Source organism: Paracidovorax sp. MALMAid1276, from assembly GCF_049198005.1.
In the GTDB taxonomy this organism is placed as follows: Bacteria; Pseudomonadota; Gammaproteobacteria; order Burkholderiales; family Burkholderiaceae_C; genus Acidovorax.
Genome location: NZ_JBMIRS010000197.1, coordinates 19,731 through 38,534, shown reverse-complemented (window position 1 = coordinate 38,534; position 18,804 = coordinate 19,731). Strand labels below are relative to the sequence as shown.

At 67.7% G+C, this 18,804-nt stretch carries 19 protein-coding genes; 8 read left to right on the top strand and 11 right to left on the bottom strand.

The genetic code is table 11. The features are described 5' to 3' along the window. Positions 1-25 precede the first annotated feature (25 nt). Entirely contained in the window at positions 26-1,009 is a 984-nt protein-coding gene (locus ACOQFS_RS15005; RefSeq protein WP_421563629.1) for a hypothetical protein, read from the top strand. 54 nt (positions 1,010-1,063) lie between these two features. Here the strand turns inward: ACOQFS_RS15005 and ACOQFS_RS15000 are convergent, their stop codons facing one another. The 3 genes from ACOQFS_RS15000 to ACOQFS_RS14990 all read right to left on the bottom strand — a co-directional run bounded on the left by ACOQFS_RS15000 (position 1,064) and on the right by ACOQFS_RS14990 (position 3,966). Then, positions 1,064-2,230 (bottom strand): ABC transporter substrate-binding protein, encoded by a 1,167-nt coding sequence (locus tag ACOQFS_RS15000; protein ID WP_421563628.1) that lies wholly within the window; start codon positions 2,228-2,230, stop codon positions 1,064-1,066. 168 nt (positions 2,231-2,398) lie between these two features. Further along, complete coding sequence (gene rlmB / locus ACOQFS_RS14995; RefSeq protein WP_421563627.1) at positions 2,399-3,145, bottom strand: 23S rRNA (guanosine(2251)-2'-O)-methyltransferase RlmB; 747 nt, start codon at positions 3,143-3,145, stop codon at positions 2,399-2,401. Positions 3,146-3,252: 107 nt separating this feature from the next. Continuing rightward, positions 3,253-3,966, bottom strand: a complete 714-nt coding sequence (locus tag ACOQFS_RS14990) for an ABC transporter ATP-binding protein (RefSeq protein ID WP_421563626.1) — start codon at positions 3,964-3,966, stop codon at positions 3,253-3,255. On the opposite strand from ACOQFS_RS14990, the gene ACOQFS_RS14985 reads away from it, so the two are divergent. After that, positions 3,965-4,672: an arylesterase gene (locus tag ACOQFS_RS14985; RefSeq protein WP_421563625.1), complete on the top strand. Its 708-nt coding sequence runs from the start codon at positions 3,965-3,967 to the stop codon at positions 4,670-4,672. The two genes, ACOQFS_RS14990 and ACOQFS_RS14985, sit on opposite strands and share 2 nt — an antisense overlap. 37 nt (positions 4,673-4,709) lie before the next feature. Here ACOQFS_RS14985 and ACOQFS_RS14980 read toward each other — a convergent pair whose 3' ends face one another. The 3 genes from ACOQFS_RS14980 to ACOQFS_RS14970 form a co-directional block, all read right to left on the bottom strand. Next, positions 4,710-4,904 carry a hypothetical protein gene (locus ACOQFS_RS14980; protein WP_421563624.1) on the bottom strand — a complete coding sequence of 65 codons (195 nt, stop codon included), beginning with the start codon at positions 4,902-4,904 and terminating at the stop codon, positions 4,710-4,712. A gap of 185 nt (positions 4,905-5,089) precedes the next feature. Next, entirely contained in the window at positions 5,090-6,349 is a 1,260-nt protein-coding gene (locus ACOQFS_RS14975; protein WP_421563623.1) for a PLP-dependent transferase, read from the bottom strand. A 121-nt stretch (positions 6,350-6,470) separates the two neighbouring features. After that, on the bottom strand, positions 6,471-6,962 hold the full coding sequence (locus tag ACOQFS_RS14970; RefSeq protein WP_421563622.1) for a BON domain-containing protein: 492 nt from the start codon (positions 6,960-6,962) through the stop codon (positions 6,471-6,473). A gap of 175 nt (positions 6,963-7,137) precedes the next feature. Between ACOQFS_RS14970 and ACOQFS_RS14965 the strand changes: the two genes are divergently transcribed. The 4 genes from ACOQFS_RS14965 to ACOQFS_RS14950 all read left to right on the top strand — a co-directional run bounded on the left by ACOQFS_RS14965 (position 7,138) and on the right by ACOQFS_RS14950 (position 11,431). Beyond that, entirely contained in the window at positions 7,138-8,826 is a 1,689-nt protein-coding gene (locus tag ACOQFS_RS14965; protein WP_421563621.1) for a SulP family inorganic anion transporter, read from the top strand. Between the two features lie 114 nt (positions 8,827-8,940). Next, complete coding sequence (locus tag ACOQFS_RS14960) at positions 8,941-9,714, top strand: GGDEF domain-containing protein (protein WP_421563620.1); 774 nt, start codon at positions 8,941-8,943, stop codon at positions 9,712-9,714. Positions 9,715-9,724: 10 nt separating this feature from the next. Then, positions 9,725-10,579 carry a MinD/ParA family protein gene (locus tag ACOQFS_RS14955; RefSeq protein WP_421563619.1) on the top strand — a complete coding sequence of 285 codons (855 nt, stop codon included), beginning with the start codon at positions 9,725-9,727 and terminating at the stop codon, positions 10,577-10,579. 78 nt (positions 10,580-10,657) lie between these two features. Beyond that, the gene (locus ACOQFS_RS14950; RefSeq protein WP_421563717.1) at positions 10,658-11,431 is read left to right on the top strand and encodes a sulfurtransferase; all 774 of its coding nucleotides are present in this window, start codon (positions 10,658-10,660) and stop codon (positions 11,429-11,431) included. A 63-nt stretch (positions 11,432-11,494) separates the two neighbouring features. Here ACOQFS_RS14950 and ACOQFS_RS14945 read toward each other — a convergent pair whose 3' ends face one another. Continuing rightward, positions 11,495-12,283 (bottom strand): substrate-binding periplasmic protein, encoded by a 789-nt coding sequence (locus ACOQFS_RS14945; protein WP_421563618.1) that lies wholly within the window; start codon positions 12,281-12,283, stop codon positions 11,495-11,497. A gap of 144 nt (positions 12,284-12,427) precedes the next feature. Between ACOQFS_RS14945 and ACOQFS_RS14940 the strand changes: the two genes are divergently transcribed. Then, entirely contained in the window at positions 12,428-14,872 is a 2,445-nt protein-coding gene (locus ACOQFS_RS14940; protein WP_421563617.1) for a putative bifunctional diguanylate cyclase/phosphodiesterase, read from the top strand. Here ACOQFS_RS14940 and ACOQFS_RS14935 read toward each other — a convergent pair. From ACOQFS_RS14935 to ACOQFS_RS14920, 4 genes are all read right to left on the bottom strand, one after another. After that, on the bottom strand, positions 14,862-15,746 hold the full coding sequence (locus ACOQFS_RS14935; RefSeq protein WP_421563616.1) for a pirin family protein: 885 nt from the start codon (positions 15,744-15,746) through the stop codon (positions 14,862-14,864). The two genes, ACOQFS_RS14940 and ACOQFS_RS14935, sit on opposite strands and share 11 nt — an antisense overlap. A gap of 128 nt (positions 15,747-15,874) precedes the next feature. Then, the gene (locus ACOQFS_RS14930) at positions 15,875-16,429 is read right to left on the bottom strand and encodes a flavodoxin family protein (protein ID WP_421563615.1); all 555 of its coding nucleotides are present in this window, start codon (positions 16,427-16,429) and stop codon (positions 15,875-15,877) included. 132 nt (positions 16,430-16,561) lie between these two features. Beyond that, positions 16,562-16,975: a DoxX family protein gene (locus ACOQFS_RS14925; RefSeq protein WP_421563614.1), complete on the bottom strand. Its 414-nt coding sequence runs from the start codon at positions 16,973-16,975 to the stop codon at positions 16,562-16,564. Between the two features lie 40 nt (positions 16,976-17,015). Continuing rightward, positions 17,016-17,717: a pirin family protein gene (locus ACOQFS_RS14920; protein ID WP_421563613.1), complete on the bottom strand. Its 702-nt coding sequence runs from the start codon at positions 17,715-17,717 to the stop codon at positions 17,016-17,018. 105 nt (positions 17,718-17,822) lie between these two features. Between ACOQFS_RS14920 and ACOQFS_RS14915 the strand changes: the two genes are divergently transcribed. Then, positions 17,823-18,761 (top strand): LysR family transcriptional regulator, encoded by a 939-nt coding sequence (locus ACOQFS_RS14915; RefSeq protein ID WP_421563612.1) that lies wholly within the window; start codon positions 17,823-17,825, stop codon positions 18,759-18,761. Positions 18,762-18,804: the final 43 nt, after the last annotated feature.

The following is an 18,804-nucleotide window of genomic DNA, read 5'->3' as shown; positions in this document are numbered from 1 at the left end:
CACACAACGGAGGGGAAGCATCCAGATGATCGTCGCCAACTACTGGGCCGAGGCCCGCCGCCAGCACGGCCTTGGCCGCCAAAAGATCACCGTGCAGCGCTGGGGCTGGTCAGACACCAGCGAGGCCGAGGCCCAAGCCATGGCCGAGGTGCGCGCCGACGAGGCCCTGGCCCAGGCACAGCGCGACGCTGCCACCCCGCGACGCGAACGCAAGACGGCCTACAACGGCGCCCAGGGCCTGCCGATCCGCGAAGAGGTCCTGCAGCGCCAGGGCGATGCGGTCATCACCCGCAATGGCTACGGCGCCGAGTGCCTGAACACGCCCAACGTGCTGTTTGCCGATGTGGACTTTGAACCGTGCACCAGCACGCAGATGCGCCTGGCCGCCGCCGCGCTGCTGGTGGTGGCCGTGCAGTTGCCAGCGCTGTGGCTGTTGGGCGGAATGCTGGCCTGGGTCGTGGGCGTTGGAGCCTTGCTGCTGCTGACCCTGCCGCTGGCAGCGTTGATGCAGCGCGGCGTGGACGCCGCGCTGGGCGGCCCCCACGTCCGTGCCCTGGCTGGCCTGCGGGCCTTCATTGAGCGCCACCCTGCCTGGGCCGTGCGCGTGTACCGCACGCCCGCTGGCCTGCGCCTGCTGGCCACGCAAGGGCTGGTGGACCCGGTGGGCGCCGAGGCACAGGAGTTTTTTGCCGCCGTGGGGGCGGACCCTGTGTATGTGCGCATGTGCCTTAACCAGCGCTGCTTTCGCGCGCGTCTCACGGGCAAGCCCTGGCGCATGGGCATCCACCAGCACATGCGGCCCAGGCCCGGCGTGTGGCCGGTGCGGCCCGAGCAGTTGCGCCTGCGCGAGGAATGGGTGCGCCACTACGAAGAGCGGGCGGCGCAATACGCGGCCTGCCACTGGATCGAGTCGCTGGGCAGCGGCGCCATGCACCTGGACGTGCGCCCGGTGGTGGAGCTGCACGACCGCCTGAGCGGCGCGCTGGAGCCGCAACGGCCGCTGGCCTGAAAGTGTGGGCGGGCCAGGCCTGACCGCGGCCCGGCCCCGGGCCCACTGCTGTGGTCAGCTGATGCGCCGGCCGTTCTCGGCGTACACAGCCAGGTAGATGGCGTCCGAACCGATGTACGGCGCCTTATTGCCAAAGCCCACGCTGAAGTCGCCAAACGACAACGAGCGGATGGCGCTGAGGCCCGCACGCAGCCGTTCGCGCGTCAGGTCCTTGCCGGCATTCTTCAGGCCTTCGATCATGATCTGGCCATTCAGCCAGCCTTCCAGCGCGCTGCCGCTATTGATGTAGGCGGGGTTGGCACCCACGGCCTTCATCGTGGCCTGGAACTTGCGCACCGCCACCGACTTCTGGGAGTTGGCGTCCGGGAACACCTGCACCAGCGCCATGCCGCGCGAGGCGGCCGCCAGTTTGGGCATCTCGGAGGCCACCACCGTCACCGAAAGACCGGCCAGCGGCACGCCTTGCGCCTTGGTGCGGAAGGCCTGCACAAAGGCCGTGTTGGCCGTGCCCGTGGTGGCCAGCAGCACGGCGCCGGGGCGCTCGGCTGCCACCTTGTCGGCCAGCTCGGCGCCGTTCTTGCCATCGACGGCCAGCGCGTATTCACCGGCACGCTCGACCTTGATGTCTTCAAGCGCCCTGGACATGTCCTTGAGCACTTCCTTGCCGAAGGGGTTGTCGAGGTACACCACCGCAATGCGCTTGAGGCCCATGTCCACCACCTGCTTGACCAGCCGCTGGGTCTCCTCGCGGTAGGTGGGGCGCAGGAAGAACACGTGGCGTGCCTCGGGGCTGCGCAGCGAAGTGGCGCCCGTGACCGGGCCCACGGTGGGGATGCCCTTGGACTCGATCAGCGGCAGGATGGCAGCGGTGTTGGCCGTGCCCAGCGGCGAGATGAGCGCGAACGCCGTCTGGGCGTCCAGCATCTCGGTCACGTTCTGCAGCGTGCGGGCCGCCACATAGGCGTCATCCTTGGGCTCCATGCGGATCTCGCGGCCGTGCACGCCCCCCGCCTGGTTCACTTCGGCAAAGGCGGCCTTCATGCCGGCCACCTGCTCGATACCGGCCTGGCCCAGCGGGCCGCTCAGTGCGATGGAGCAGCCCAGCGTGAGATGGCGGGAAGACAGCGCCTCTTCGGCGGCCATTGCGGTGGGTGCCAAGCCGGGCAGGCCGCAAGCGGCAACGGCCTGGGTGGCACGCAGGAGAAATTCACGACGGCTCATGGTGTGTGGTGGTGCAAAAACGAAAAGGAGGCCGAGGCTACAGGCGCCCGGCCCCCATTCGTGTCGATTGCGTGACATAAAGCCCACGCACCGAGCGAAAACCCCTAGAGTGGAGACCCTACTCCGCCGGCGTCAGCACCGTTGTGGCATGCACCGCCCCAGGGCCGCTCAGGTCCGCTGGCGCAGCGCCTCGTACAGGCACACGCCGCTGGCCACCGAGACATTGAGGCTCTCGACCGCGCCCTTCATCGGGATGCTCACCAGCTCGTCGCAGGTCTTGCGCGTGAGCTGGCGCATGCCGTCGCCCTCGGCGCCCAGCACCAGGGCCACCGGGCCTTTCAGATCGACCTGGTAGATGGTCTTGGGCGCGTCGTCGCTGGTGCCGATGCACCAGATGTTGCGCTCCTTGAGCTCGTTGAGCGTGCGCGCCAGGTTGGTGACCATGAAGTACGGCATGGTCTCGGCCGCCCCGCTGGCGACCTTGGCCACGGTGGCGTTGATGCCCACGGCGTGGTCCTTGGGGGCGATGACCGCATGCGCCCCGGCGCCATCGGCCACGCGCAGGCAGGCGCCCAGGTTGTGCGGGTCGGTCACGCCGTCCAGCACCAGCAGCAGGGGCTGCTCGATGCCAGCGGCTTCCAGGTCTTCCAGCAATTCGTCGAGCGAGGTGGCCTGGGCCACGGGTTCCACCCGCGCCGCCACGCCCTGGTGGCCGTGGCTGCCGGCCAGCTTGGCAATGCGCAGGCTGTCGGCTTCGATCAGCCGGGCGCCGGCTTCGCGCGCACGGTCGAGAAACTGGCGCATGCGGGCATCGCGCCGCGAGGCTTCGTAGTAGATCTCGATGATGGACTTCGGCGCGGTCTTCAAACGCACGCCCACGGCGTGAAAGCCGAAGAGGACTTTGGGGCTGGACATGGGCCGGGATTATCTCCCGCCAATGCCAGGCCACGCCGCTTTACTATCAAAAAAATAGCTACTTGCCCAATATGGATAAGCGCTGAAGGCTGAAAACAATCAAATCTTCACACCACCCGGCCAGCCTCGATGGTGATGCGCCGGTCGCACTGCGCGGCGATGGCGCGGTCGTGCGTGACGAGCACCAGCGTGGTCCCCTGCTCGCGGTTCAGGTCGAACATGAGCTGCATGATGGTTTCGCCCGTCGCAAAGTCGAGGCTGCCCGTGGGCTCGTCGGCCAGCAGCACGGCCGGCTGCACCACAAACGCCCGCGCCAGCGCCACGCGCTGCTGCTCACCGCCCGACAGCACCTTCGGATAGTGCGACAGGCGCTGCCCCAGCCCCACCCGCTCCAGCATGTCGGCAGCGGCCTTGCGGGCGTTCTTGCGCACATCGGCGCGCTCCGACAGCTCCAGCGGCAGCATCACGTTCTCCAGCGCCGTGAGGTTGCCCATGAGCTGAAAACTCTGGAACACGAAGCCCACCTTCTGGGCCCGCAGCGCTGCGCGGGCGTCTTCGTCCAGTGCGAACAAATCATGCCCGGCAAGCCGCACCGTGCCGCGCGAAGGCGTGTCCAGCCCCGCGATGATGGACAGCAGCGTGCTCTTGCCCGAACCCGATGCACCGACGATGGCGGCGGTTTCCCTCGCTGCCAGGCGGAAATCGATATCCCGCAGAATGTCGAGGGTTCCGGTGGAATCCGTGACCGACTTGAAGACATGCTCCACGGCAATGATGGGGTGGGCAGCGGATGTCTCGGGCAAGGGAGAGGATTCGGACATGAATGAAAGGCTCTTTACTTTGATTCGATTTCTGCAACGGCGCCACTTTATCCTGAGCGCATCTCTCGGCCTCGCGCTGGGGCTTTCATCCACCCTCGCGGCCGCGCAAGCCACGGCAGGCGGCAAGGCAGCTGCGGCGCAGGGCCGCAAGCCGGTGATTCTGGTGCTGGGGGATTCGCTGAGCGCCGAATACGGCCTGCCGCGCGGCACGGGCTGGGTGGCATTGCTGGAAAAGCAGCTCGCGCAGGAAAAGCTCCAGGCAGCGGTGGTGAATGCGAGCGTGAGCGGCGAGACCACAGCGGGCGGCCGGTCGCGCCTGCCTGCATTGCTGGCCCAGCATTCGCCGACGCATGTGGTGATCGAGCTGGGCGGCAACGATGCGTTGCGGGGCCTGCCGCTGAAAAACACCGAAGACAACCTGACCTTCATGACCCAGGCTGCGCAGAAGGCCGGTGCGAAGGTATTGCTGGTGGGCATGCAGGTGCCTCCCAACTACGGCACCGACTACGCCAACAGGTTTGCCGGCCTGTTCACCACCGTGGCCCAGGCCCAGAAGGTGGCCGTGGTGCCGTTTTTTCTCAAGGGCGTGGCCGATGGGCCCGACCCGACCAAGCTGTTCCAGCCCGACCGCATCCACCCGCGCGCGGAGGCGCATCCGCAGATGCTGGCCAATGTGTGGCCAGAGCTGAGAAAGCTGATGCGCTGAGCGGCAGCTGGGCGCAAAGCGCTGCAGCCCTGCAGCGTCAGTCGCCGCCGTTCGCGCCCGAAGCCTCGCCGGGGCCCGCCGTATTGCCCTCGTCCTGGCCGTCTGCGGGGTGGCGATCGGTATCGCCGTCGCCCGGCTTGCGCTGGGCCTTGGCCCGCAGCTTGTCTTCCTTCTTCTGCTTTTTGGCGAGTTCGCGCTGGCGCTTTTCGTATCCGTAATTGGGTGTTGCCAAGGTAGTTGCTTCCTTCAGAGTTGAGACCCACTGTAACAGCACGGGGCGCGCGCCCATGGCCCGGGCCAGGGCCCTTGCCCGAGCCTGCTGCTGGCGGGTCCACACTAAGCCAGCCTCCGTCACGGCGCCACTGCGGAAACTACCACCCCGCCGACCCCACCCATCGGCCCCCGCGCCCTGTGGGATCAGCCTGCCGCGAAGGCGCGGTCCAGGGCCTGCTGCAGGTCTTGCTGAAGGTCTTGCACGGCCTCCAGGCCGACGGAAAAGCGCACCAGCGTGCCCGGCCGCAGGTGCGGCGTGGGCCGGGTCCGCATGCTGGCCAGTTGATAGGGAACGACCAGGCTCATCGGCCCGCCCCAGCTGTAGCCGAGCTTGAACAGCCGCAGGCTGTCGCAGAACGCGTCCACCTGCTCCTGCCCATGGCGCGCGTCGATCATGACGCTGAACAACCCTGCCGCCGCGCCCTGCCCGCCCTGGGCCGCGCCGCACAGCGCCTTCCAGTGCGCGTGGCCGGGAGAATCCGGCAGGGCCGGATGCAGCACCTGGGCCACCGCAGGGTGCTGCTGCAGCCAATGCGCCAGCGTGCGGGCCGCCTCATCGTGGGCGCGGTAGCGCAGGCCCACGCTGGGCAGCGCGCGCAGCACCGCCTCGGCATCGTTGGCGCCCACGCCCAGCCCCAGGCGCATGTGGGTCAGCTTGATCTTCATGTGCAAGCCAGCGTCGCGGGTGATCACGCTGCCCATGAGCACGTCGCCGCCGCCGCTCGGGTATTTGGTCAATGCATGCGCAGAAATATCCACGCCCAGGCTGCCCGCGCGGCCCTGGCCGCCGCCATCGCCCAGCAAATCGAAGGGCGCAAAGGCGAGGCCGGCGCCCCAGGTGTTGTCGAGCGCCGTGGTCACGCCCCGCGCGCGGCAGATGCGCACCTGCTCGCACAAGTCCGGGAACTCCATGGTGACCGAGCCCGGTGCCTCCAGCCACACCAGCCGGGTTGCAGGCGTGATGCGGGCGGCCAGATCAGCCGGGTCCAGCGGGTCGTACAGCACATGGCGAATGCCGAAACGTGCCAGTTCACCCAGAGCAAGGTCCTTGCCGGGGCCGTAGGCGTTGTCTGGGATCAGCACCTCATCGCCGGGCTTGAGCAGCGCCAGGCCCACGTTGGCGATGGCCGCCAGGCCGCTGGGCACCAGCACGCACTGCAGGCCACCCTCCAGTGCGCACAGGCGCTCTTCCAGAATGAAGGTGGTGGGCGTGCCGTGCAGGCCGTAGGTGTAGCCGCTCTTGTCCTTCCACTCGCGCGAGCGCATGGCCGCAACGTTGGGAAAGATGACGGTGGAGGCCTTGTGAACGCCGGGCTGCGGGGCCACGAACCCGGCCGGGGGAAGGTAGTCGTGATGAACGAGTCGGGTCGCCAGGTCAGAGGCTTGGGGGGCTGGTTGCTGCATGCGGCAGATGGTAGCGCGCCGCCAGAGCGTGAGCCCTGGCGGCGCGGCGGTCAGGCGTTTACGCGCAGCAGCGTATCGCGGCGGCGCCCGTGTCAGCCTGCAAAAGCGGTGTTGTGCGCAATCAGCTGGAAGAAACCACCAACTGGTTGTTCACCGAGGTCACGCCTTCCACGGCCTTGGCGATGGTTTCAGCACGGTCGCGCGCCACCGTGCTGGGGGCCGGTCCATTCAGCGTGACCTTTCCGTTCACGGTGTCGACGTTGATCTTGAGGGCGCTCAGGTCAGGGTCGCGGGCGAGGTCGGCATTGACCTTGGCGGTGATGGTGGCGTCATCGACGGCACCGGCCACGCGGTTGCCCGCATTGGACATGGCGTTTTCAGCCGATTGCGCGCCTTGTTCCATGCGGCTTTGCGCGTTCTCCATGGCGCCTTCAGCACGCGCGCGGGCATCGGCGGCGGCCTGGTCGGTGCGCTCGATGGCCGAGTCCACGCGCTGGCCCACGGTCTGGTCTTCGGACTTGCCGCAGGCTGCCAGGCCCAGGGCCAGGGCGCTCACAGCCAGGATGCTGGCCACACGTTGGGCGGGACGTTGGGAAAATGGGAGGGAATTCATAGGGTGACTCCTTGCGGTTAAAAACATGGGGCCACTGTAGGCAGCGCGTTTTGAATGCCGGGTCGGACACAGCCGAAGTGCGTGTAGGAATCGGACTCCCGGGTTTGCGGTACATCCAGCAGCCGGCGCCGCCCACGACCAGCGCCTTGCCATCCGCAAGCGCGACAATCGCAGCATGTCCTTATCTACGCTCTCCCGGTGGTTTCCTTTCCTGTCCTGGCCGCGCCCTGACCGCGCACTCATTCAGGGGGAATTCTGGGCCGGCATGACCGTGGGGCTCATGCTGGTGCCGCAGGGTGTGGCCTACGCTGCGCTGGCGGGCATGCCGCTGGTCACCGGCATCTACGCGTCGCTGATTCCAGCGCTCGTGGCCGTGCTGTTCAGCGCGTCCACCCGGCTGGGCGTGGGCCCCACGGCGTTGACCAGCTTGCTGATCGGGGCATCGCTGTCGGGTCTGGCCGAGCCGGGCAGCGCGCAATGGGTGGCCATGGCGGCGTGGATGGCGATCCTGTCGGGTGTGTTGCAGCTGGTGATGGGCGTGGCGCGCTTTGGCTGGCTGCTGAACCTGGTCACCTCGCCGGTGCTCAACGGCTTCACCCAGGCGGCTGCGCTGCTGATCCTCGGATCGCAACTGGCGGCGCTGACGGGGCTGCGCGCGTCAGACTGGAGCGCGCTGCTGTCCACCCCATCGCCGGGTCTGTTTGACCTCACCGCCGCCGGCTTTGGCCTGGGCAGCCTCGCACTCCTGATGCTGGCCCGCCGGTGGAAGGCGAACTTTCCCGCCGCCATCATCGTGGTGGGCGCCGCGGGCGCGCTGAGCTGGGCCCTGGGCTATGCCGACGCCGGCGGCGCCGTCGTGGGCGCGCTGCCATCGGGCCTGCCCTCGCCCTACTGGCCCGGGATGCTGCCCTGGACGGATTTTTCTGCGCTGGTCATGCCGGTGCTGGTGGTGACGCTGGTGAGCTTTCTGGAAACCGCCTCCAGCGCCAAGGTGGAAAGCCAGCGCTCTGGCGAGCAGTGGAACGAAAACCAGGATCTGATCGGCCAGGGCCTCGCCAAGATCAGCAGCGGACTGTGCGGCAGCTTCGCCACCAGCGCCTCGTTCTCGCGCTCGGCCATCAACCTGTATGCGGGGGCGCGCAGCGGCTGGGCCACGCTGTTTGCCATCAGCCTCGTCCTGGTGGTGCTGCTGTGGCTCACGCCGGCGCTCTACCACGTGCCGCAGTCGGTGCTGGCGGCCGTGGTGGTGACGGCGGTCACCAGCCTCATCAAGCCGCGCACGCTGCTGCGGCTGTGGAAGATCTCGCGCGTGGAGGCGGCCATTGGAGGCATCACCTTCGCCCTCACGCTGGCCACCGCGCCGCGCATGTATTGGGGTGTGCTGGTGGGCCTGCTGATGAACCTCAGCCACTTCCTCTACCAGCGTCTGCACCCGCGCATCATCGAGGTGGGGCTGCACCCGGACGGCAGCCTGCGCGACCGGCACCTGTGGCACCTGCCGCCGCTCGCCCCCCGGCTGCTGGCGCTGCGCATGGACGCCGAGCTGGACTTCGCCTCGGCCAGTGCGCTCGAGCGCCGGGTCAGCGAACACCTGGCAGCCCACCCCGAGGTGGTGCATTTGTGCCTGCTGGCCCAGCCCATCAACCGCATCGACGTGACCGGCGTCGAAACCTTTGCCCAGCTGCTCACACTGACCCAGTCCCGCGGCGGCACGCTGCACCTGAGCGGGCTGAAGCTGCCGATCGAGCAGGTGCTGCGGCAGGCCGGCCTGCTCGCGCCTGGCACGGGGCTTGCCATGTACCGCACCGATGCGGAGGCGCTGGCCGCACTGCGGCGCCTGGAAGAGCCCATGGAGCGGGTCTGAACCGGCCCGAAGCCCCGGTTGCCAGCGGGTTTTACCGGGTTTATCCACGTCTGTTCGAGGGCTCTGGCGCCAGGGGGCGCTGTTACACTCAAGCAACTCTTTTCGCTCCCATCTGTGTCTGATTCTGCAGCCTCCCATCTTGTAGATCTGCGCGACCTTCGCCTGGATACTGCACACGCGCTGGTGGCCCAGGCCGGCGGCAGCGAAGCGGCCTTGCACCGCGAATCCCCTTCCAGGTACCTGCAGGGCATCATTGATGGCCTGTGCGAACTCTCCCTCAAAGACCCGCTCACGGGCCTCGCCAACCGCAGGCACTTCCGCGCCGTGCTGGAGCGTGAAATCGACCGGGTGACGCGCTCGGGCGAAGCCGCCTTGCTGCTCATGCTGGACATCGACCACTTCAAGAAGGTCAACGATACGCACGGCCACCTCGCGGGCGATGTGGTGCTGCAGTCGGTCGCCCGCACGCTGGCCGCCTGTGTGCGGCCCATGGACACGCTGGCGCGCTATGGAGGCGAAGAATTTGCCGTGGTGCTGCCGGCCTGCCAGGCCGCGTTTGGCCGCGTGGTGGCCGAGCGCATCCGCCGGGCCGTGGCCAGCACGCCGATCCGCATCTCGCCGTCGGTCGAGCTGAAAGTGTCGGTCAGCATCGGCGGAGCGTTCGCCATGCAGTGGATCCGGTCCACCACCCTGCTGTGGACCGACCGTGCCGACCACCAGCTCTACCAGGCCAAGGCGTCGGGCCGCAACCGCGTGAGCATCGAGGAGCAGCCCGACAGCACCGTCAGTGCCGAAGAGAAAAGCCTGTTGTTTGGCCCGCTCTACAACCCCTCTGGCTGGGGCGACCTGCCACCGCTGGACCCGAACCCAACAGGCAGCGCCTACTGAAAGTTAGATGATGAGCGACGCGCTGTCCCCCCAACCCACCACGCCGGCCGCCCCAGGCGGCCCGGCCACCTCACCTGCCTCCGGCCTGCCGGGCGCCCGCATCATCGCGGTCACCAGCGGCAAGGGCGGCGTGGGCAAGACCTTTGTCTCGGCCAATCTGGCCGCGGCCCTCACCCGCCGCGGCCAGCGCGTGCTGGTGCTCGACGCCGACCTGGGCCTGGCCAACCTGGACGTGGTGCTCAACCTGCACCCCAAGATCACGCTGCACGACGTGTTCACCGGCAAGGCGTCGCTCGAAAACGCCGTGATCGCCGCACCGGGCGGCTTCGACGTGCTGCTGGCGGGCTCGGGCATGGTGGAGTATTCGCGCCTCACACCCGAGGTGCGCAACCAGTTCCTGAGCGTGATCCAGGCGCTCACGCCGCAATACGACGTGGTGCTGCTTGACACCGGTGCCGGCATTTCCGACGTGGTGCTGTTCTCGGTGTCGCTGGCGTCCGAGGTGCTCATCGTGGCCACGCCCGAACCCACCTCGCTGACCGACGCCTACGCTGCCATCAAGGTGCTGGCCATGCAGCAAAAGCGCCAGCATGTGCGCATGGTCATCAACCAGGCGGCGCGCCCGGGCGATGGCCGCGCCATCACCAGCCAGCTGCAGCAGGTGCTGGACCGCTTCGTCAGCACCGAGTCCGGCCGGCCGATGCGGCTCATCCACATGGGCGACATCCCGGCCGACCCCTCCGTGCGCGAGGCCGTGATGCGGCGCCAGCTGCTGCTGCTGCAGACGCCGGGCTGCCCGGCGGCGCTGGCAATGGCCCAGCTGGCCAACAAGATCGAGACCACGCTGCTGTCGCCCGCAGCCTGAAACCATGCCCGGCTGCGCCCCGAGCGCAACCCGGCCCCTGTCACCCACTGGCCCGTTTCGGGCCTTTGTGCTTTTTGCCTGCCTGCCGTGAACACCACCCACACCATCCTCAACGTCTCGTGCTACAAGTTTGTGGCGCTGCCCGACGCCGCCGCGCTGCGCGAGGTGCTGCACGCGCGGGCTGTGGCCGCAGAGCTCAAAGGCACCATCCTGCTGGCCGAAGAAGGCATCAACTTCTTTCTGGCCGGCCCGACCGATGCCGTGCGCGGCTTTGTGGACCAGCTGCGGGCCGATGCGCGGTTTGCCGACCTGGCCCCCAAGGAGAGTTGGTCGGCCGCGGTGCCGTTTCGCAAGATGCTGGTGAAGGTCAAGCGCGAAATCATCCGCATGGACCACCCCGCCATCCAGCCCGCCCATGGCCGCGCCCCATCGGTAGACCCGGCCACGCTGCGCCGATGGCTGGACCAGGGGCACGACGACGAAGGCCGCGAGGTGGTGACGCTGGACACGCGCAACGCCTTCGAGGTGGACGAGGGCACGTTCGACAACGCCATCGACTGGCGCATCGGCAAGTTCACCGAGTTTCCGCCCGCACTGCGTGCGCACAAGGCCGAGCTGCAGGACAAGACCGTGGTGAGCTTCTGCACGGGCGGCATCCGCTGCGAGAAGGCGGCCATTCTGATGCGCGAAGAAGGCCTGCCTCACGTCTACCAGCTCGAAGGCGGCATCCTCAAGTATTTTGAGCTGACCGATGGCGCGCACTACCACGGCGGCTGTTTTGTGTTTGACGAACGCGCCGTGCTGGCCACGGACCTGAGCGCGGCAGACAGCGAAAAACTACAAAATCAATAGCAGCAAAGGCATACCCATAAAGCGGTGGGAGCCCTTTTTGTCTGAAATTTCTGCCCTTTTTCTTCAGCCCCCCGGCTGCGCCTGCGCCAGATTGGCTGCGCACGGCTGCTGCTGCAGGAACTTGCCGTACTCCCCCGACTGGCGCAGCGCCCTGAGCCCCTGGTTGAAGGCCTCCATGCGCTTGGCGCTGGCGGGCAGTTTCTCGCTCATCATCAGGTGGGTGGTGAAATCGGGCGCCAGCAGCTTGGGATGCGCCCGTACGCTGCGCGCCTGCTCGCCGGTGAACTTGGTGCCCAGCAGCTCGCAGGCCACGTTGCGGTCCAGCGGAACCACGTCCACGCGGCCTGCCAGCAGCTTGTTGAGGTTGCTCACGTCGTCTGGCGCCACGTCTGCGCGCAAAGTGCCGTCCTTCACCATGCGCCAGAACGCGGGCGTGTAGGTGTAATCGGTCACCACACCGATGCGCAGCCCCGCTAGGTCGCTCAGGCTGCTCCAGGTGAAGTTGCGGTCACTGCGATAGAGGAGCTGCCACTGCTCGGTCAACACGTTGTCGCTGATGAGGAACCCCTTGTCGCGCTCGGCATTGCGGCCCCAGGCGGCGGTGGCGTCCCACTTGCCATCCCGCGTCTCCACCAGCGCGCGCGTCCAGGGCAAGAACACAAATTCCACCTGCACCCCGGCCTTGGCAAACGCCTGGCGCACGATGTGCAATGACATCCCCTGGTCAGCCCGCGCCGAGCTGGCATAGGGCGGCAGCTCGCCCGTGGCGATGCGCAGCGTCTCGGCCTGCGCGCTGGCGCCTCCCACCAACACCAGCAGCAAGGCCCATAAAAAGCAAAGATGGCGTCGCATGGTGTGCTCCCCTTCGTGTATCCACCGGTGGGAACCAACGTAACCAGCTGTGTGCGTTGTGTCAATGTTCGCGCGCCGACATAATGGCCGCACCCGCGCTGGCAGGATCATTGCTTGCGCACCCGACAACCCAGCCGTGCAGTCATGGCGCAGGTCTTCCCAGTCCACGGCACCATGCGTTATTTCAAGCCCTCCTCGCTGACCGCCAAGACCCTGGCCTGGGTGGTCGTGGCCAGTCTGGTGGCGTTTGCCGTCATCACCGGGGTCACGGTCTGGCAAGAAAGGACCCGGCTGCTGGCACGGGCCCACGAACAGGCCCAGCGCAGCGTGCAGCAGAACCTGCCCGCGCTCAGCGACAGCCTCTGGAACTTCAACAACGCCGGCCTGCGCGCCTTGCTCACCGGCATGGTGGGCGAAGGCGCCATCGTGCGCGCCGACATCCTGGACGGTGAACGCGCGCTGATGACGGTCTCGCGCCCGGGCGAGGCGCCGCCCATCGATACTACCTGGACCACCCCCATCGCCAACCCGACCAGCACCATCGCTGGCCAGCCGCCGCTGGGCGAGATCCGGGTGTACGAGTCCTACGCCGCCTTGCGCGCGCAACAGGCCGAAACCGCCTGGCGCATCGCCATGGCCCAGCTGCTGCAGATCGCGAGCATCGCCGCCATGTTGGTGGTCATCGTGCGCTGGCTCATCATGCGCCACCTGTCGGCCCTGGCGCGGGCCGTCACCGGGCTGAACCCGTTGGACCAGCAGGACCGCATCCGCCTGCAGCGCCCGTCCAACGGCGCACAGCCGGACGAGCTGGATGCCCTGGTGGATGCGCTCAACCGATTCCATGCCGAACGCGCCACCGAAGCCGAGCTGCGCCTGCAGGCCGAACGCGCGCTGCGCGCGCGTGTGCAGGAGATCGAGGCCACGCTGGGCGCGCTGAGCGACGGTGTGCTGGCCCTCAACAGTGCGGGCGAGGTGGCCTATGCCAACAGTGCGGCGGCACGCCTGATGGGCATGACCGAGCCAGAACTGCAGGCGCAGCCCTGGCACCAGCTGTTCCGGCTGCTGGACGAAGCCAGCGGCGAGCCGCGCTGCGAATGGCTGGACCAGGCCCGCCAGTCCGACAGGCCGCAGCGCGCGCGTGGCGAGTTGCGCATCGCCCCGAAGCAGGCGCGGGCCTTTGTGGCCGAAATCAACGCCGTGCCCCTGCACAACCCGGGCGACGTGGTGCTGCTGCTGGTGCTGCGCGACATCTCGGACGAAATCGACAAAGAGCGGCAGATCGTCTTCCAGGCGTTCCACGACCCGCTCACCGGCCTGGGCAACCGCTCCAAGCTGGCACGCGACCTGCCGCAGGACCTGGCCCGCTGCCGGGCGTGCGAGGGCCGCCTCGCGCTGCTGTTCATCGACCTGGACAACTTCAAGGACATCAATGACACCCTGGGCCACCAGGTGGGCGACCTGCTGCTGCGCCAGCTGGCGCTGCGCCTGCAGGCCACCGTGATGCCCCCGGCCTGGGTCACGCGCCATGGCGGCGACGAGTTTCTGGTGGTGCTGCCGCAGCTGAACGGGGACGAGCAGGCCATTGCGCTGGCGCAGGAGCTGATGAACCAGATCCGCCGCCCGTTCAACCTGGAGGGCTACCAGCTGCACGTCACGCCCTCGGTGGGCATCAGCCTCTTTCCGGACCACGGCAGCACCCCGGCCGAGCTGGTGAGCCGCGCGGACATGGGCATGTATGCCGCCAAGAAGCTCGGGCGAAACACCCACTGTGTCTTTGACGACCGGCAGCTGCAGGAATCGTCGCGGCGGCTGAGCGTGGAGAACGGCCTGCGCACCGCGCTGGCCCAGGGCGAGTTCTGGCTGGCCTACCAGCCCAAGGTGGACCTGGCGACCGGCCGGGTGACGGGTGTGGAAGCCTTGCTGCGCTGGGAAAGCCAACAGCTCGGCCGCATCCCGCCCGCCAGCTTCATCCCCATTGCGGAGGAAAGCGGCCTGATCATCGACATCGGCGACTGGGTGCTGCGCGAGGCCATCGCCGCCGCACGGCGCTGGCGCGACATGCTGGGCAGCGAAATGCCGGTGGCGGTGAATGTGGCGGCGGCGCAGTTCCGCAGCCCGCGCCTGCTGCAGACGCTGCGCGCCATCGCCACCGAAGACCGCGACATTCCGCGCCTGATCCAGCTCGAAGTGACAGAAAGCGCGCTGATCAGCGGCCTGGAGGATGTGACCGGCAAGTTCATCGCCATCAAGGAGCTGGGCTACAGCATCGCCATCGACGATTTCGGCACCGGATACTCATCCTTGTCGTACCTGAAGAACCTGCCGGTGGATACGCTCAAGATCGACCAGGCCTTCATCCGCGACCTCCACCGCAGCACGCAGGACGTGACCATTGTCTCGGCGGTGGTGCGCATGGGCCAGAGCCTGGGTTTTGCCATCGTGGCCGAAGGGGTGGAGGAAGCCCGCCATGTGCAGATCCTCCAGGGCCTGGGCTGCGACCAGGGCCAGGGCTACCACTTCAGCCGCCCCGTGCCCGAGGCAGAGCTGATCCCCCTGCTGCAGCAGGGGTGTGGCACGGTCAAGGCTTGAAGCGCCTGGGTGGCAGCGGTATGAACTCCGTCTCGCCCGGTACGGGGGCAAAACGCTGGGCCTCCCAGTCTTCTGCCGCCTGCACGATACGGTCCTTGCGGCTCGACACAAAGTTCCACCAGATGTGCCGGGGCGCGTCCAGCGGCTCGCCGCCCACCACCATCAGCCGCACGGCGGTGTCACCCGCCGTCAGTTGCAGCGGCTGGCCCGCCGGCTCCACGGCCAGCACCTGCGCGGCCAGGGGCTCGCCATTGAGCACCACCGGGGCATCCACCGCGTAGACACCCATCTCCGGCACCAGCGCCGGAACCTCCAGCGCGGCGCCCGCAGGCAGCTGCACGTCGAGGTACAGGGTGCGCGACACCGTGGCCACCGGCGATGTGTGGCCAAAGGCTTCGCCGATCAGCACCCGCACCGTGGCCTCGCCCACGCGCACTTGCGGTATGTCCGCCGCCGGTGTGTGCTCGAACGATGGCTCGACCTCTTCCGCTGCCAGGGGCAGCGCGGCCCAGAGCTGGATGCCGTGGTTCACATACGGGCGGTCGGCCAGGCTCTCGGGGCGGCGCTCGGAGTGCACGATGCCCCGCCCCGCCGTCATCCAGTTGATGGCACCCGGCTCGATCTGCTGCACGCAGCCCAGGCTGTCGCGGTGCAGGATCGCGCCTTCGAACAGGTAGGTGACGGTGGCGAGGCCAATGTGCGGATGCGGCCGCACGTCGTGCCCCGCATCCGGCATGACGGTGACGGGTCCGAAATGGTCAAAGAACAGGAAAGGGCCCACGGCCTGGCGCTGCGCCGCAGGCAGCAGGCGCCGCACCGTGAAGCCACCGCCCAAGTCCTTGGCATGGCCGGACAGTCGCAGCGCGGCGCTCATGCCGGCGTCTCCGAAGCACGCTCGGCGCGGGTGGTGAAGGAAGGGTGTCTGGTGTGCATGGGGCGACTCCTTGAAGGCATGCGGCCAAGGTGGCGGAGGTGGCCACCGCCAGCCTACCAGCAAGCGCCTCAGCCGCCCAGCTTCGCGGCGATGGCTGCCACGCGTTGGCCAAACTGCTTGCCGGTCTCCAGGTCGCCCGGGAACATCTCGGCGGCCGATGCGTCCGAGGGCGACTGCGCCATGGCGCCGCTGAACGAGCCCATCCAGTTCACGTCATTGCGCGTGGCGGCCTTGGAGTTGGCGGGCATCATGCCGTTGCCCACCCACAGGCCGCCGTGCTGCATGGCCAGGTGGAACAGATAGTCCAGCGTGACCTGCTTGTCGCCGTTGGTGCTGGCGCTGTTGGTGAAGCCTGCGAACAGCTTGTCCTTCCAGGCCTGGCTGAACCAGGGCTTGGACGATGCATCGGCAAATTTCTTGAACTGCCAGCTGGGGCCGGCCATGTAAGTGGGCGAGCCGAAGATGATGGCGCTGGCGCCGGCCAGCGTCTCCCAGCCGCCGTCGGGCAGGTTGCCCTCGGCATCAATAGCGATGAGCTGGGCGCCCGCGCCCTCGGCCACGGCCTGCGCCAGGCGTTGTGTGTGACCGTAACCCGAGTGGTAGACAACTGCGATCTGTGCCATGAGAGAACTCCTGTTGAAACGTTGAAAGGAACTGACGAAAGGGAGAGCGAAATTTCAGGCGACCCGCGCGGATTGAATGCCAGAACATGCACCCCTGCGGGTTGCAGGCCCTTTTCATTCACGCATGCCAGGTCATCGGCCTGCGCGGCGAGCGTCCACGCTCCAGCCACCGGCGCCAAACGCAGCCAGGGCCAGCAGGCCGCCGGTCACACCCACGTTCTTGAAGAACATGAGCTGCTGCATCATTTGCTGGTCGGCCGGCAGGCTCCAGTAGGCGTGGAAGAAGAAGCTGGCGACCAGCGTGAAGAAGGCCAGCGCGAGCGCTGCAAACCGCGTGCCCACGCCAAAGATGAGGGCGAGGCTGCCACCGATCTCGACGACGACCGCAATGGCAGCCGCCACCGTGGGCATGGGCAGGCCCACCGATGTGATGTAGCCCACGGTGCCGGCAAAGCCGGTGAGCTTGCTGATGCCCGCAGGCAGGAACAGGGCGGCCAGCAGCAGGCGCGATGCCAGGGCCAGAAGGTTTTGCAGGGATGTGAACATGGTGAAGAACTCCTGAGTGAAAGTGGGTACGAAGTAAAGATCACGCGGCCAGGTCAAACACCAGCACCTCGGCGCCGTGGCCACCGGTCAGCGTCAAGGCGGTTTCGTTTTCCATCAGCAGCGCATCGCCGCCCGACAGGGCTTGGCCGTTGGCGATGAGCGCACCACGCACTACGTGCACGTAGGCCTTGCGGGCGGGGTTGAGCGCCAGCGAGGCCGACTCCGCGCCGTCCAGCAGGCCCGCATACAGGGCGGCATCGGCGTGGATCTTTACCGAGCCCTGTGCGCCGTCGGGCGAGGCCACCAGGCGCAGCGCACCGCGCTTTTCAGCCTCGGCAAAGGTCTTTTGCTCGTAGCTGGGCGGAATGCCGCGCACGTTGGGCTCAATCCAGATCTGCAAGAAGTGCGTGGTCTGGCCCACCGCGTGGTTGAACTCGCTGTGCTGCACGCCAGTGCCCGCGCTCATGCGCTGCACGTCGCCCGGCGGAATGCCCTTGATGTTGCCCATGCTGTCCTTGTGGGCCAACTCGCCCGAGAGCACGTAGCTGATGATTTCCATGTCGCGGTGCCCATGGGTGCCAAAGCCCGTGCCCGGCGCAATGCGGTCTTCGTTGATTACGCGCAGGTTGCCAAAGCCCATGTGGGCGGGGTCGTAGTACCCGGCAAACGAGAAGCTGTGAAAGGAGTTGAGCCAGCCATGGTCGGCGTGGCCCCGGTCTTGCGATTTGCGAACAGTCAGCATGGTGTTGGCTCCTTTGAAGACTCGACTGTAGGACTGCAGACCTGCTCGCGGGGGCAGATGGATTGATGGCAATGTTCAAATAATCTGAATTAACATCCAACCACCATGCAAAACTCCCGCGATGTCCTGACCCCCGATGCGCTCACCATGCTGCAGGTGATCGCCGAGGCCGGCAGCTTTGCCGCTGCCGCACGGCAGCTGGGCCTGGTGCCCAGCGCCCTCACCTACCGGGTGCGCCAGATCGAGGATGCGCTCGACGTGCTGCTGTTCGACCGCAGCGCACGCCAGGCCCGCCCCACCGAGGCCGGGGTGGAGCTGCTGCGCGAAGGCGCGCGCCTGCTGCAGGACATCGACGCCGTGGCCCACCGCGTGCGCCGCGTGGCCACGGGCTGGGAGCCGCAGCTCACGCTGTCCATCGACGGCATCATCTCGCCCCACACCATGCTGGAGCTGGTGGACGCGTTCTACGCCCTGCAACCGCCCACGCGCCTGAAGCTGCGCGACGGCATCATGACCGGCACGCTGGAGGCCTTGACTTCGGGCCGCGCCGACCTCGCGGTGGGGGTCTCCGTGGCGGGCACGAATGTCGCCGGCCTGCAGCAAGGCACGCTGGGCGATGTGTTGTTCGTCTACGTGGTGGCGCCCCACCACCCGCTGGCCTCGGCCCCCGAGCCCATCAGCGACGCCACGCTGCGCGAGCACCGCGCGGTGGCCGTGGCTGATTCGGCCACCCGGGGCGGCGCCACCATGGGCCTGCTGGGCGGGCAGGACGTGCTGACGGTGGACACCATGCAGGCCAAGGTGCAGGTGCAGCTGCGCGGGCTGGGCGGCGGCTTTCTGCCGGAGCCCATGGTGCGCCCTTACCTCGAAACCGGCCGCCTGGTGGCGCGCCGCGTGGCGCGGCCCGAGCGCAACGTGCGCGTGCATTACGCCTGGGGCGGCCCCGGCTTCACGGCGCCGGGCCGCGCGCTGCAGTGGTGGCTGAACCAGCTGCAAAGCCCCGCCACGCGCCGCGCCCTGCTGGAAAACCACCATCATTTCTGACCCTTGCCGGGCGCCCGGAGTGCGTGGGCGCGTGTAGAGTGGC

What these genes read in the sequence shown, in the direction of transcription:
- ACOQFS_RS14975 (WP_421563623.1), bottom strand. Translation starts at nt 6,349, where the DNA reads ATGCAGCAACCAGCCCCCCAAGCCTCTGACCTGGCGACCCGACTCGTT.
- ACOQFS_RS14965 (WP_421563621.1), top strand. Translation starts at nt 7,138, where the DNA reads ATGTCCTTATCTACGCTCTCCCGGTGGTTTCCTTTCCTGTCCTGGCCG.
- ACOQFS_RS14920 (WP_421563613.1), bottom strand. Translation starts at nt 17,717, where the DNA reads ATGCTGACTGTTCGCAAATCGCAAGACCGGGGCCACGCCGACCATGGC.
- ACOQFS_RS14955 (WP_421563619.1), top strand. Translation starts at nt 9,725, where the DNA reads ATGAGCGACGCGCTGTCCCCCCAACCCACCACGCCGGCCGCCCCAGGC.
- ACOQFS_RS14930 (WP_421563615.1), bottom strand. Translation starts at nt 16,429, where the DNA reads ATGGCACAGATCGCAGTTGTCTACCACTCGGGTTACGGTCACACACAA.
- ACOQFS_RS14985 (WP_421563625.1), top strand. Translation starts at nt 3,965, where the DNA reads ATGAATGAAAGGCTCTTTACTTTGATTCGATTTCTGCAACGGCGCCAC.
- ACOQFS_RS14915 (WP_421563612.1), top strand. Translation starts at nt 17,823, where the DNA reads ATGCAAAACTCCCGCGATGTCCTGACCCCCGATGCGCTCACCATGCTG.
- ACOQFS_RS14940 (WP_421563617.1), top strand. Translation starts at nt 12,428, where the DNA reads ATGGCGCAGGTCTTCCCAGTCCACGGCACCATGCGTTATTTCAAGCCC.
- ACOQFS_RS14970 (WP_421563622.1), bottom strand. Translation starts at nt 6,962, where the DNA reads ATGAATTCCCTCCCATTTTCCCAACGTCCCGCCCAACGTGTGGCCAGC.
- ACOQFS_RS14990 (WP_421563626.1), bottom strand. Translation starts at nt 3,966, where the DNA reads ATGTCCGAATCCTCTCCCTTGCCCGAGACATCCGCTGCCCACCCCATC.
- ACOQFS_RS14935 (WP_421563616.1), bottom strand. Translation starts at nt 15,746, where the DNA reads ATGAGCGCCGCGCTGCGACTGTCCGGCCATGCCAAGGACTTGGGCGGT.
- rlmB (WP_421563627.1), bottom strand. Translation starts at nt 3,145, where the DNA reads ATGTCCAGCCCCAAAGTCCTCTTCGGCTTTCACGCCGTGGGCGTGCGT.
- ACOQFS_RS14945 (WP_421563618.1), bottom strand. Translation starts at nt 12,283, where the DNA reads ATGCGACGCCATCTTTGCTTTTTATGGGCCTTGCTGCTGGTGTTGGTG.
- ACOQFS_RS14925 (WP_421563614.1), bottom strand. Translation starts at nt 16,975, where the DNA reads ATGTTCACATCCCTGCAAAACCTTCTGGCCCTGGCATCGCGCCTGCTG.
- ACOQFS_RS15000 (WP_421563628.1), bottom strand. Translation starts at nt 2,230, where the DNA reads ATGAGCCGTCGTGAATTTCTCCTGCGTGCCACCCAGGCCGTTGCCGCT.
- ACOQFS_RS15005 (WP_421563629.1), top strand. Translation starts at nt 26, where the DNA reads ATGATCGTCGCCAACTACTGGGCCGAGGCCCGCCGCCAGCACGGCCTT.